A 12,047-nucleotide genomic window follows, 5' to 3' on the forward strand; every position below is an offset into this window, starting at 1 on the left:
CGAACGTGAGTAGTTCCAAATTTTTTTGGGAAAAAAATTTGAAACTACTCACGCTGGGGCATCACCTTTCGAACGTTGGCTCTCGATTGGGGGATTCGCCCGGGCATTCGTTTTGCCGGTGCGAAGCGCGCTTCGCACTGTCCCGATCGTTGTCGATAAACTCCGAAGCCATGCCGCTGCGCCCGCCCCAAGATCCCGACCTGCTCCGCCGCCTGTTGCGCGCGAAGGACCGCATGGACGCGTCTTCGCACGAGGAATGGCCGGTGGAGCGGCTGTCGCAGGTCAGCGCGGTTTCGGAGGCGCATTTCGCGCGGTCGTTCAAGGAAGCGTTCGGGGTCCCGCCGCATCGGTATTTGCTGACGCGACGGATCGAGCGCGCAACGGCGTTGCTGCGCGAGACGGAGTTGTCGATCACCGACATCGCCTTCCAGACCGGGTGGAGCAGCTTGGGGACGTTTGGGCGCACGTTCCGCGACATCACCGGGGAAAGCCCGGGGGCGCTGCGGTTACGGGAGCGGGCTGCGTCGCATGCGCCGGAGGCGGTGCCGGTATGTCATCTGAAGGCCGCGCAGCGGCCGGGGCTCACGATCGCAGTTTCGGAGAAGCGCCGCCGCGAGGCGGGCCGTAGGATCGCCGCACCTACCAAGGAGGTCACATGAACCAGGGTGTCGGAGTCGTTGGGCTTTACGTGCGCGACCAGGAAGAAGCGCTGCAGTTCTATGTCGACAAGCTCGGATTTCGCGTGCACACCGATGCGCGCAACGGCGATTATCGGTGGCTGACGGTGCAGCATCCGGAGCAACCGTCGTTCCAGTTGGGCTTGTTCGCACCGCAGGCGCCGGTGCTCGATGAAGCCACGGCGCAAAGCGTGCGCGAGATCGTCGCGAAGGGCGCGATGCCGCCGCTGGTGCTGGTCGTCGACGACTGCCGCAAGGCCCATGCGCGCATGCGCGACAAGGGCGTGGAATTCACGCAGGAACCCACGGAACAATACGGTGCCGTCGACGCGGGCTTTCGCGATCCCTCGGGCAACGGCTGGAAGATGATCGAAGCCCGCGGGTGAAGCCTGCCCACGCACCAACGAAAACGGGCCCCGAAGGGCCCGTTTTCTTTTCCAGCGATGCGCGCGGCGATTACTCGGCCGTGACGCCCTCGCCTTCTTCGACGGCCTTCATCGACAGGCGGATGCGGCCCTGCTTGTCGACTTCGAGGACCTTGACCTTCACCACGTCGCCTTCCTTGAGCTTGTCGCTGACCTTCTCGACGCGCTCGTTGGAAATCTGCGACACATGGACCAGGCCGTCCTTGCCCGGCAGGATCGTCACGAACGCACCGAAGTCCATCAGCTTGACGACCTTGCCCTCGTAGATGCGACCGGGCTCGACGTCGGAGGTGATCTGCTCGATGCGCGACTTGGCGGCCTGCGCGGCGGCGGCGTTGACCGATGCGATGACGATCGTGCCGTCGTCCTGGATGTCGATCTGCGTGCCGGTTTCCTTCGTGATCGCCTGGATCGTCGAACCGCCCTTGCCGATGACTTCGCGGATCTTGTCCGGATGGATCTTCATCGTCAGCAGGCGCGGCGCGAACTCCGAGAGCTCACCGCGCGGCGTGGTGATGGCGTTGGCCATCTCGCCGAGGATGTGCAGGCGGCCGGCCTTCGCCTGCGCCAGCGCGACCTTCATGATCTCTTCGGTGATGCCCTGGATCTTGATGTCCATCTGCAGCGCCGAAATACCGTTCTGCGTACCGGCGACCTTGAAGTCCATGTCGCCGAGGTGGTCTTCGTCACCGAGGATGTCGGACAGGACGACGTACTGCTCGCCTTCCTTCACCAGGCCCATCGCGATACCCGCGACCGGCGCCTTCACCGGCACGCCGGCGTCCATCAGCGCGAGCGAGGAACCGCACACCGAGGCCATCGACGAGGAACCGTTGGATTCGGTGATTTCCGACACGATGCGGATGGTGTACGGGAACTCTTCCATCGACGGCATCACGGCGAGCACGCCGCGCTTGGCGAGGCGGCCGTGGCCGATTTCGCGACGCTTCGGGCCCATCATGCGGCCGGCTTCACCGACCGAGTAAGGCGGGAAGTTGTAATGGAACAGGAAGTGTTCCTTGTACTCGCCGGCGACGGCATCGATGATCTGGCCGTCGCGCGCGGTGCCGAGCGTGGCGACCACGATCGCCTGCGTCTCGCCGCGGGTGAACAGCGAGGAGCCGTGCGTGCGCGGCAGGATGCCGACCTGCGAGTTGATCGGGCGGACGGTGTCGAGCGCGCGGCCGTCGATGCGGACCTTCGAGGACAGCACCGAGTTGCGCATGGTGTTGTATTCGAGTTCGCCGAATTCCTTCGCGAAATCGCCCTGCTGCCAGCCTTCGGCTTCGGCGCGGCCCGTCAGCGCGGTCCACGTGTCCTTCTTGATCGCGGAGATCGCGTCCTTGCGCTCGCCCTTGTGGCGGATCTGGTAGGCCTGCGAGAGCTGCGTGCCGCACGCTTCCTGGATCGCGGAGATCAGCGCGGCGTTCTTGGCCGGCGCGGTCCACGTCGAGGCCTTGGTGCCGGCTTCGACGGTGAGCTCGTTGATCGCGTTGATGACCTTCTGCATTTCGCGATGGCCGAACATCACCGCGCCGAGCATCACGTCTTCAGAGAGTTCCTTCGCTTCGGACTCCACCATCAGCACGGCGTTGGACGTGCCGGCGACGACGAGTTCGAGTTCGGAATCGACGAGCTCGCTCGTCGAGGGATTGAGGATGTACTGGCCGTTCTTGTAACCGACCTTGGCGGCGCCGATCGGGCCCTGGAACGGCGTGCCGCCCAGCGACAGCGCGGCCGAGGCGCCGATGAGCGCGGCGATGTCGCCGTCGACTTCCGGATTCAGCGACATCACCGTCGCGATGATCTGGACTTCGTTCTTGTATTCCTCGGGGAACAGCGGGCGGATCGGGCGGTCGATGAGACGCGAGATCAGCGTTTCCTTCTCCGTCTGGCGGCCTTCGCGCTTGAAGAAGCCACCGGGGATGCGGCCGCCGGCGTAGAACTTTTCCTGGTAGTCGACGGTGAGCGGGAAGAAGTCCTGCCCCTCGCGCGCCGACTTGGCGGCGACGGCGGTGACCAGCAGTACGGTGCCATCGATCTTGACGACGACGGCGCCGGAGGCCTGGCGCGCGATCTCGCCGGTTTCGAGGGTGACCTCGTGCTTGCCGTACTGGAAGGTCTTGGTGATTTTCGCCACGGGTGTATTCCTTGGATGTTGCTAGCGGATGGACCTCAACCGACCCTTGCCGGTTGCGGCTGGCGCCATGGCGGCGCCAAAAACAAAACCGCGGCGCATCGCTGCGCCGCGGTTGTGGTATCGCTTATCGGCGCAGGCCGAGCTTCTCGATCAGGGCCTTGTAGCGCTCGTTGTCCTTGCGCTTGAGGTAGTCGAGGAGGCTGCGACGACGATTGACCATCATCAGCAGGCCACGACGGCTGTGGTGATCCTGCTTGTGGGTCTTGAAGTGGCCCGTGAGCTGCTCGATGCGGGCCGTGAGCAGGGCGACCTGGACTTCCGGCGAACCGGTGTCGTTGTCGCCGCGCTTGTGTTCGCTGATGACTTTCGCGGAATCGATGGACATTGCTTGCTAACTCCTGGATGCGAGGCTTGCAGGAACGCCCGGAATGTCGCGACCGGAGCGCACCGCGTGCCCGCCTGTTGTGGGGACGATGGTGGTGTTGCGGGTGGATCGAATAGCCGCGGGATTGTAAGCCTCGCGGGCCTTTCAGGACAAGGGTTTAGGCGCGCCCGCCGCGGGTTGGCCGAGGGCCGCGGCCCATGTGAACAGGCGCTGCGGACGCAGCCGCCCGTCCCCATCGAGTTCGCCCAGGCCCAGCGCCCGTCCGGACTCGTCGTACACCGCGACGCTGCCGGGCATCGCACGGAAGCCCTCGACGGCCTGGCCACGCGCGAGCCGATGGGCCTGTGCGTCCGTGACGCGCAGGCCCGGCCATGCGGCCATTCCGGTTTCGATCGGCAGCAGGCAGGCATCGAGCATGCGTTGGCCGCGCTCGGCGAGCTCCTGCAGGGCTTCGAGCGTCCACATGCGCGGGTCGCGGAAGGGATCGACCCACAGGCGACGCAGCTCCGCGACGTGGGCGCCGCAACCGAGGGCTTCGCCCAGGTCGCGCACGAGGCTGCGCACGTAGGTGCCCGAGCCGCATTCCACGTGCAGGCGCAGCAGCGGCAGTTGGCCGTGCAGCAGGTCGGCGGAGGAAATCAGGTCGAAGGCGTGGACGTCGACCGGGCGCGGCTCGACTTCCACCACTTCGCCACGGCGCGCCCGCGCGTAGAGCGGCTCGCCGCCGCGCTTGAGCGCCGAATAGATCGGCGGGCGCTGCATCTGCGCGCCGGTGAGCGTGCGAAGCGCGGCGTCGAGCTGCGCAATCGTGAGGTCGGGGACCGGCCGCTCGCGCAGGGCCTGGCCTTCGGCGTCGTCGGTATCGGTGGTGATGCCCAGGTGCGCGACGGTCTCGTAGGCCTTGCGCGCGCCCAGCAGGCCGCCGGCGATCTTGGTCGCTTCGCCGAAGCACACCGGCAGCAAGCCGGTGGCGAGTGGATCCAGGCTGCCGGTGTGGCCGGCCTTGTCGGCGTTGAACAGGTGCCGCACGCGCTGCAGGGCCTGGTTGGAACTCAGGCCCCGGGGCTTGTCGAGCAACAGGATTCCGTCGAGCTTCCGAAACGATTTCTTCGGACCCGGCGGCGACTTCAAGCGGCTCAGGCCTCGTCGCCCGTGGTTGGGGCGTCGCGCAGGAGCTGGTCGATGCGCTCGCCCTTGTCGACCGAATCGTCGTAATGGAAATGCAACTCGGGCACGTGGCGCAACTTCATCGCGCGGCCCAGCTGGTACCGGATTTCCGGGGCGATCGCCTTCAGCGCCTTCACCGTTTCCTTCGCCTTTTCAGGCTGCAGGACGGTGACGAACACTTTCGCGTGCGCCATGTCGCGCGTGACCTCCACGTCGGAGACGCTGGTCGAGCCCAGGCCGTGCTCGCGCACGGCGTGGTGGACCAGCGTGCCCAGCTCGCGACGGAGCTGGGCAGCGACGCGATCGGTGCGATGGAAGCTTTTCTGCGCCATGGCGACTGCAGGCACGCCTTACAGCGTGCGCTGCACCTCGATGCGTTCGAAGCATTCGATCTGGTCGCCGGCCTTGACGTCGTTGTAAGCCTTGACGCCGATGCCGCACTCGGTGCCGTTGCGCACTTCGTCGACGTTTTCCTTGAAGCGGCGCAGCGATTCCAGTTCGCCTTCGAAGACCACGGTGTTGTCGCGCAACACGCGGATCGGCTTGGAGCGCTTGACCACGCCCTCGATGACCATGCAGCCGGCCACCGCGCCGAACTTGGAGCTGCGGAACACATCGCGCACCTGCGCGATGCCGATGATCTCTTCGCGGATCTCCTTGCCGAGCACGCCCGAGGCGATCTGCTTCACCTGGTCGATGACGTCGTAGATGATCGAGAAGTAACGCAGGTCGACGCCGTTGGATTCGATCACCTTGCGCGCCGAGGCATCGGCACGGACGTTGAAGCCGATGACCGTCGCCTTGGAGGTCGCCGCCAGCGTGGCGTCGGACTCGGTGATGCCGCCCACGCCGCCGCCGATCACGTTGATGCGGATCTGCGCGTTGGACAGGCCGGTGAGCGCTTCGCGCAGGGCCTGCACCGAACCCTGGACGTCGGCCTTGACCAGCAGGTTGAGCGTCTGCTGCGCAGCGCCCTCGCCCATCTGCGCCATGATGTCTTCCATGCGGTTGCCCGCCTGGCTGACGAGGCGCGTTTCGCGGCGCTTGGCGTCGCGCTGCTGCGCGACGTCCTTGGCCAGGCGTTCGTCTTCGACCACGGTGAAGTCGTCGCCGGCATCGGGCACGCCCGACAGGCCGAGCACCTGCACCGGGATCGACGGCGCCGCTTCCGGCACCTGCTTGCCCGTTTCGTCGAACAGCGCGCGCACGCGGCCGTACTGGATGCCGCACACCAGGTAGTCGCCCTTGCGGAGCGTGCCCTGCTGCACGAGCACCGTCGCGACCGGGCCGCGGCCCTTGTCGAGCGAGGATTCGATCACCGTGCCGCTGGCGCGGCCTTCGCGAACGGCCGTGAGCTGGAGCACTTCGGCCTGCAGCGAAATCGCATCAAGCAGGTCGTCGACGCCCTGGCCGGTCTTGGCGGAGAGCTCGACCATCTGCGTATCGCCACCGAACTCTTCAGCCACGATGCCCTGCGCGAGCAGGTCGTTCTTGATGCGCAGCGGATCGGCGCCGGGCTTGTCGACCTTGTTGACCGCGACGATCAACGGGACGTTCGCGGCCTTCGCGTGTTGCACCGCTTCGATCGTCTGCGGCATGACGCCGTCGTCGGCCGCGACCACGAGGACCACGATGTCGGTGATCTTCGCGCCGCGCGCACGCATCTGCGTGAACGCCGCGTGGCCCGGGGTGTCGAGGAAGCTGATCGTGCCGCGCGCGGTTTGCACGTGGTAGGCGCCGATGTGCTGCGTGATGCCGCCGGCTTCGCCCGCGGCCACTTTCGTGCGGCGGATGTAGTCGAGCAGCGAGGTCTTGCCGTGGTCGACGTGACCCATGATGGTGACCACCGGCGGGCGCGCTTCACGCAGGCCCTGCTGGTCTTCGGTGTGCGCGAGCAACACGTCTTCGACGTCGCCGGCATCCACGTGCACGGCCTTGTGGCCGAGTTCTTCGGTCACCAGCACCGCGGTGTCGTGGTCGATGGTCTGCGTGATCGTCGCCATGACGCCCATCTTGAACAGCTGCTTCACCACCTCGCCGCCCTTGAGCGCGAGCTTCTGGGCGAGGTCGCCCACGGTGATGGCGTCGCCGATGGCGATTTCGCGCACGATCGGCGCAGTCGGACGGGTGAAGCCGGTGCCGGTGCGCGACTGGTCGAGCGAGCGGCGCTGCTTCGGACGGCCACGCGAGGCACCGCGGCGCGCACGTTCCTGCGCGCTCAGGTGCAGCTGGCCGGCGAAGCGCGCGGCGTTGTCGTCGTCTTCGATCGACGTGACCATCGCGTGCGAGCCGCGATTCGGAGCGGCGTTGCCCTTGCCCTTGTGCGCGGCGGCCTTGTCGTCGACGCGCGGAGCGGCAGGCTTGGGATGGTGGCTGCCATGGTGGCCGGCCTTCGGCTTGGCCGATTCTTCGGCCACGACGGCTTCCGCGGCAGCGGCAGCGGCTGCGGCGGCAGCCTGGCGTTCGCGCTCGGCGGCTTCCTCTTCGAGGCGGCGGCGTTCATCCTGGTCGGCCTTGCGCTTGGCGTCGGTCTCGGCGAGGCGCTGCTGTTCGCTGAGGTTGCGCTGGCGCGATTCCTCGAGCTTGCGCAGGATCTCGGCGCGCTCGGGATCGGCCTGGGCGATCGCGGCCTGCGCGGCGGGCGAGCTGTCGACCGCCGGGGCGCCGTCTGCCGGCCGCGCGTAGGTGCGCTTCTGCCGGACCTCGACGGCCACGGTGCTCTTGGTGCGGCCGGAGGCGACCGTCACTTCCTGCACCTTGCGGCGGTTGAGCGTGATCTTCTTCGACGCGTCGCCTTCCTCGGCAGGGGCCTCGCCCTTGCCGTGCGTGCGCCGGAGGAAACCGAGGAGCTTCATCTTCTCGGTGCTGGTGACGACCTGGTCGGGACCGTTGAAGCTCATGCCCGCCTCGGACAGCTGCTCCAGCAGTTTCTCGACCGGTGTGTTCACCAGTTCGGCCAGCTTGCGGATGGTGGTTTGCTGCGACATTCGGTGTCCGTTGGTGGCCCGGGAAATCAAGCCCCGGGCTGGAAAGGGGGCGATTCTAGCGCGTGGGCCCGCAAGGGCCCGGCGCCGTCATTCGAACCAGTGCTTGCGCGCTTCCATGATCAGGGCGGCCGCGCGCTCGGCGTCCATGTCCTCGATGTCGGTGATCTCGTCGACCGCCATCTCGGCCAGGTCCTCGCGCGTGCGGATGCCGCGCGCGGCCAGCACGTAGGCCGTGGCTTCGTCCATGCCCGCCAGCGTGAGCAGGTCCTCCGCCGGCTGGTGTTCGTCGAGTTCCTCTTCGACCGCGAGCGCTTCGTTGAGCAGCGCATCGCGGGCACGGGCACGCAGTTCCTCGACGATGTCCTCGTCGAAGCCCTCGACCGCCAGCAGTTCGCCGACCGGCACGTACGCGATTTCCTCGACCGTGGTGAAGCCTTCGGACACGAGGATGCCGGCGATCTCTTCGTCGACTTCCAGCTTGTCCATGAACAGCTGGCGCGCGTTGGTCTGCTCGGCTTCGCTCTTGGCCTGCACCTGGTCGGCCGTCATCACGTTGAGCTGCCAGCCGGTCAGGCGACTGGCCAGGCGCACGTTCTGGCCGCCCTTGCCGATGGCCTGCGCGAGGCGGTCTTCGGCCACCGCCAGGTCCATCGAATGCTTTTCTTCATCGACGATGATCGACTGCACTTCGGCCGGCGCCATCGCGTTGATGACGAACTGCGCGCTGTTGTCGCTCCACAGGATGATGTCCACGCGCTCGCCGTTGAGCTCGTTGGACACGGCCTGCACGCGCGAACCGCGCATGCCGATGCACGCGCCGATCGGATCGGTGCGGTGGTCGTGCGCGAGCACGGCGATCTTGGCGCGATCGCCCGGGTCGCGGGCGCAGGCCTTGATCTCGACCAGGCCCTGGCCGACTTCCGGCACTTCGAGCTTGAACAGCTCGATCATGAATTCCGGCGCGGCGCGGCTGATGAACAGCTGCGGGCCGCGGGGTTCGCTGCGCACGTCGTAGAGGTAGCCGCGGACGCGGTCGCCGGCGCGCAGCACGTCGCGCGGGATGCCCTTGTCCTTCGGGATGAAGGCTTCGGCGTTGCCGCCGAGGTCGACGAAGATGTTGCCGCGCTCGGCGCGCTTGACGATGCCGGTGACCAGCTCGCCCACGCGATCCTTCCACGCATCGACGACCTGCGCACGCTCGGCTTCGCGCACGCGCTGCACGATGACCTGCTTGGCGGCCTGCGCGGCGATGCGGCCGAAGTCCGGATTTTCGATCTGTTCTTCGATGTAGTCGCCGACTTCGGCGCCTTCGCTTTCGTCGACCGCATCCATCAGGCGGACCTGGCGATCGGGCGATTCCATGACCACGTCGTCGGCCACCACTTCCCAGCGGCGGTAGGTTTCGTAGTTGCCGTCCTTCGGGTCGATCTGCACGCGCACGAGCACGTCCTGGTCGTGGTAGCGCTTTTTCGCGGCGGACGCGAGCGCGGCCTCGATGGCCTCGAAGATCACCGATTCCGGCACGCCCTTTTCGTTGGCGACGGCGTCGACGACAAGCAGGAGTTCTTTCGACATGTTGGTGTGTCTCTATGCGTCAATGTTGAAATTGTGGAGCGTTTTCATCGAAGCCCGCGCAATGCGCGTTACTTCCTGTTCGCTTTGTTCGCTTGTTTCTTGCCGGGCTTCTTCGGCGCCATGCCCAGCGCTTCCCAGTCGGGCACGAGCTTGGCCTTGTCGATGTTGTCGAAGGCCACTTCGACAGGCTGGCCGTCGACGTCGAAGACGATCGACTCGCCTTCGACCTTGTCGATGCGGCCCTGCAGGCGACGGCGGCCCTCCTGCGGAAGCTTCAAACCGACCTTCGCCGACTGCCCGGCGAAGCGCGCGAAATGCGAGAGCGCGAACAGCGGGCGGTCGATGCCGGGCGAGGACACTTCCAGCGTGTAGTTGCCGCTGATCGGGTCCTCGACATCCAGCTGCGCCGACACCTCGCGGCTCACCGCTTCGCATTCCTCGATGCCCACGTTGCGTTCGGCCGACTCGGCCTGCGGCACGTCGATGTACAGGCGCAGCACCGCCCCGCCCGGCGAAGGCAGGTATTCGGCGCCCAGCAGCTCCAGGCCCAACGACGCTACGGTCGGGGCGAGCAGCGCCGAGATTTCGTTCGCCTTGTCGGTCATAAAGTGCGGCCATCCTCGCGGCAATCCAATTGCCCTGGGTCCGGCCGGGGCCGGAAAACAACAAGGGGCCCGTCGGGCCCCTTGTCAGCAGCGGGAGCGTGCAAGGATGCAGGCCCCACTGGGATGTCGGCGCGGCGCGCCCGCGATGCGGGGCAGCCAGCGAGTAGCCCGGCGGTCTCCCTGAAAGAAAAAAGGCTCCGAGGAGCCCTTGATCGCCAGCGGAGACGCTGGTTGCGGAAGACGAGGTCTGCCGCCTGGAACGCCGCACAGTGTAGGCCCGAACGCCGGGGGTGGCAAGCGCAAGCGGCCGTGGCGCGCGGGCCGCCGGCCGCACCGGTTCAGCCGGCGCCCGGGAAAGTCAGAAGAAGGTCGATTCGACGGCGATCAGCGCCATCACCAGCAGCGAGAGCAAGGCGATGGCCCAGAGGGTTCCCGAGGTCGCGCTGTGGAAATCCGCGTCGCGCTCCTCCTCCAGCTCGGCGCGCAGCGAACGCCAGAGCCCGCCGTGGCGGCGAAGGACCACCTCCTGCCAGTTCGGAACTTCCTGCCGGCACGAGCCCAGCAAGGCGTAACGGCCGGTGATCGCACCGCTGGTCCAGGAGCGCGTATGGGGGTCGGCCACCGGGCAGTGCTGGAAGGCCCAGACCATGCCGTCGAAATCGCATCCAACGTACTCCGCCCAGGGCGGCGCGTGGAAACCGAAGGGACGGGCGCCGGCATGCCGGGCGCTGTTGGAGAGAGCGGAAGTGGCGGCATCGATTTGCATGCCGCAGATGTATCGAGTGCGATGCGCCAAGTGCATCGTCCCGAAGGGCAACAGGATGCGGGCATGGACGCGGGCGCTTCGGGCGCTGGCCGCGCCGCGCCGCCGTCAGCGCTTTTTCGCAGCGGCTTTGCGCGCCTTCTTCGCCTTGGTCGCCGCAGTTCTTGCAGTTGCGCGGGTGTCGTACGCCACGGGCGCTTCCATGACTCGCGCGCGCCCCGCCTCCGATCGCTTGTCCCGAGCGCCCGACGACGCGGGCGCGTTGGCGACGATTTGCAGGCGGAAGCCGAGCGTGTCGAGCACGCGCGCGAGCGTGTCGAACGCGGGGTTCCCATCTTCGGCGAGCGCCTTGTAGAGGCTCGCGCGCGTCAGCCCCGTGCGCGTGGCGAGTTCGCTCATGCCGCGTGCGCGGGCGACTTCGCCGATCGCCTTGAGGAAGAGCGCGGTGCCGCCTTCTTCGAAGCAATCGGTGAGGTAGTTGGCCATGACGTCGTCGCCTGCGAGGTAGCGGCCGACATCGAAACGCGCGGTGCGAAGCGTTTGGCTGTTGCTGGTCATTGCATCCTCCTTGTTCCGTGGATCACGGCGGCCATCGCCTGCGCACGCAGGATGTCGCGCGACTGCGACGATTTGTCTCCGCCGATCAGCAACACGGTGACCGTGCTGCCCTGTTGCGTGAAATAGAGCCGATATCCCGGCCCGCTGTGGACCCTCGATTCGACGACGCCGCCACCCACCGGTTTGCAATCGCCGAAGTTGCCTTCCGACATGTTCGCGATGCGCGCGAGCACCTTGGTCAATGCGCGGTCGCCGGATAGACCGTCGAGCCAATCGTCGAACACCGTCGTGGTGCGGATCTCGTGCATGCACTGTATCCCGTGGAGTACATCTCGTCAACCATCGGAGACACCGCATTCCATGGCGACGCGTCGTGCACGCATCGTGCAAGACACGCGATTCGCGGATCGGGAACTGGTTCGGAAACTGCTTGAAAGACGCTTCTCGCACGGCTGCTGTCGTTTCTTCACGCTCTCCATTCCGCGTGCGCGCTTGAATTCGCGCATGGGCCGCATGGAACCCAAATACGCACATGCCGTCGAAACCGGCAGGCGCGCCGCGCGTGCCCTGCCCGATTACGCGTGGCGCGACGCATGGCCGCTGATCGCCGAAGCCTGGGTGCTCGACGAAACCGAATCGGTGGACGAATCGATGCCTGCCATTCGCAAGGGCTGGTGGGACCAGCGCAGCCATCGCGCGTGCAAGCAGGCGCGCATGTTGCTCGACGCAACGCGGATCGCCTCGGGCGTGCACTGATGCGAAAAA

The 12,047-nt window shown here is 66.6% G+C and carries 13 protein-coding genes; 3 read left to right on the plus strand and 10 right to left on the minus strand.

All coding sequences use genetic code 11. The annotated features are described in order from the left end of the window. Nucleotides 1–170: 170 nt before the first annotated feature. On the plus strand, nt 171–659 hold the full coding sequence (locus AB4059_RS02900; protein WP_498976441.1) for a helix-turn-helix transcriptional regulator: 489 nt from the start codon (nt 171–173) through the stop codon (nt 657–659). Next, nucleotides 656–1,063 carry a VOC family protein gene (locus AB4059_RS02905; RefSeq protein WP_498976443.1) on the plus strand — a complete coding sequence of 136 codons (408 nt, stop codon included), beginning with the start codon at nt 656–658 and terminating at the stop codon, nt 1,061–1,063. Before AB4059_RS02900 ends, AB4059_RS02905 begins: the two co-directional genes overlap by 4 nt. 70 nt (nt 1,064–1,133) lie before the next feature. Here the strand turns inward: AB4059_RS02905 and pnp are convergent, their stop codons facing one another. From pnp to AB4059_RS02955, 10 genes are all read right to left on the minus strand, one after another. Beyond that, nucleotides 1,134–3,242: a polyribonucleotide nucleotidyltransferase gene (gene pnp / locus AB4059_RS02910; protein WP_498976445.1), complete on the minus strand. Its 2,109-nt coding sequence runs from the start codon at nt 3,240–3,242 to the stop codon at nt 1,134–1,136. Between the two features lie 124 nt (nt 3,243–3,366). Then, entirely contained in the window at nt 3,367–3,627 is a 261-nt protein-coding gene (rpsO, locus tag AB4059_RS02915; RefSeq protein WP_232897984.1) for a 30S ribosomal protein S15, read from the minus strand. A gap of 144 nt (nt 3,628–3,771) precedes the next feature. Further along, on the minus strand, nt 3,772–4,758 hold the full coding sequence (truB, locus tag AB4059_RS02920) for a tRNA pseudouridine(55) synthase TruB (RefSeq protein WP_498976447.1): 987 nt from the start codon (nt 4,756–4,758) through the stop codon (nt 3,772–3,774). 5 nt (nt 4,759–4,763) lie between these two features. Beyond that, nucleotides 4,764–5,126 carry a 30S ribosome-binding factor RbfA gene (gene rbfA, locus AB4059_RS02925; RefSeq protein WP_498976449.1) on the minus strand — a complete coding sequence of 121 codons (363 nt, stop codon included), beginning with the start codon at nt 5,124–5,126 and terminating at the stop codon, nt 4,764–4,766. Nucleotides 5,127–5,144: 18 nt separating this feature from the next. Beyond that, nucleotides 5,145–7,781 carry a translation initiation factor IF-2 gene (gene infB / locus AB4059_RS02930; protein ID WP_498976451.1) on the minus strand — a complete coding sequence of 879 codons (2,637 nt, stop codon included), beginning with the start codon at nt 7,779–7,781 and terminating at the stop codon, nt 5,145–5,147. Between the two features lie 87 nt (nt 7,782–7,868). Further along, nucleotides 7,869–9,356, minus strand: a complete 1,488-nt coding sequence (gene nusA / locus AB4059_RS02935; protein ID WP_498976453.1) for a transcription termination factor NusA — start codon at nt 9,354–9,356, stop codon at nt 7,869–7,871. Between the two features lie 68 nt (nt 9,357–9,424). Beyond that, entirely contained in the window at nt 9,425–9,961 is a 537-nt protein-coding gene (gene rimP / locus AB4059_RS02940; RefSeq protein WP_498976455.1) for a ribosome maturation factor RimP, read from the minus strand. A gap of 358 nt (nt 9,962–10,319) precedes the next feature. After that, nucleotides 10,320–10,727, minus strand: a complete 408-nt coding sequence (locus tag AB4059_RS02945) for a hypothetical protein (RefSeq protein ID WP_498976458.1) — start codon at nt 10,725–10,727, stop codon at nt 10,320–10,322. 105 nt (nt 10,728–10,832) lie between these two features. Next, nucleotides 10,833–11,282, minus strand: a complete 450-nt coding sequence (locus tag AB4059_RS02950; RefSeq protein ID WP_498976460.1) for an addiction module antidote protein — start codon at nt 11,280–11,282, stop codon at nt 10,833–10,835. Continuing rightward, a complete protein-coding gene (locus AB4059_RS02955; RefSeq protein ID WP_498976462.1) occupies nt 11,279–11,590 on the minus strand; it encodes a type II toxin-antitoxin system RelE/ParE family toxin in 312 nt (103 codons plus the stop codon). Before AB4059_RS02955 ends, AB4059_RS02950 begins: the two co-directional genes overlap by 4 nt. A gap of 196 nt (nt 11,591–11,786) precedes the next feature. Between AB4059_RS02955 and AB4059_RS02960 the strand changes: the two genes are divergently transcribed. Further along, nucleotides 11,787–12,038: a hypothetical protein gene (locus AB4059_RS02960; protein ID WP_498976464.1), complete on the plus strand. Its 252-nt coding sequence runs from the start codon at nt 11,787–11,789 to the stop codon at nt 12,036–12,038. Nucleotides 12,039–12,047: the final 9 nt, after the last annotated feature.

The organism is Lysobacter sp. 2RAF19 (genome assembly GCF_052115395.1).
Taxonomy (GTDB): Bacteria; Pseudomonadota; Gammaproteobacteria; order Xanthomonadales; family Xanthomonadaceae; genus Noviluteimonas.

Coding starts and splice junctions, on each gene's coding strand:
- AB4059_RS02900 (WP_498976441.1), top strand. CDS start 171: ATGCCGCTGCGCCCGCCCCAAGATCCCGACCTGCTCCGCCGCCTGTTG.
- AB4059_RS02905 (WP_498976443.1), top strand. CDS start 656: ATGAACCAGGGTGTCGGAGTCGTTGGGCTTTACGTGCGCGACCAGGAA.
- rpsO (WP_232897984.1), bottom strand. CDS start 3,627: ATGTCCATCGATTCCGCGAAAGTCATCAGCGAACACAAGCGCGGCGAC.
- rbfA (WP_498976449.1), bottom strand. CDS start 5,126: ATGGCGCAGAAAAGCTTCCATCGCACCGATCGCGTCGCTGCCCAGCTC.
- infB (WP_498976451.1), bottom strand. CDS start 7,781: ATGTCGCAGCAAACCACCATCCGCAAGCTGGCCGAACTGGTGAACACA.
- nusA (WP_498976453.1), bottom strand. CDS start 9,356: ATGTCGAAAGAACTCCTGCTTGTCGTCGACGCCGTCGCCAACGAAAAG.
- rimP (WP_498976455.1), bottom strand. CDS start 9,961: ATGACCGACAAGGCGAACGAAATCTCGGCGCTGCTCGCCCCGACCGTA.
- AB4059_RS02945 (WP_498976458.1), bottom strand. CDS start 10,727: ATGCAAATCGATGCCGCCACTTCCGCTCTCTCCAACAGCGCCCGGCAT.
- AB4059_RS02950 (WP_498976460.1), bottom strand. CDS start 11,282: ATGACCAGCAACAGCCAAACGCTTCGCACCGCGCGTTTCGATGTCGGC.
- AB4059_RS02955 (WP_498976462.1), bottom strand. CDS start 11,590: ATGCACGAGATCCGCACCACGACGGTGTTCGACGATTGGCTCGACGGT.
- AB4059_RS02960 (WP_498976464.1), top strand. CDS start 11,787: ATGGGCCGCATGGAACCCAAATACGCACATGCCGTCGAAACCGGCAGG.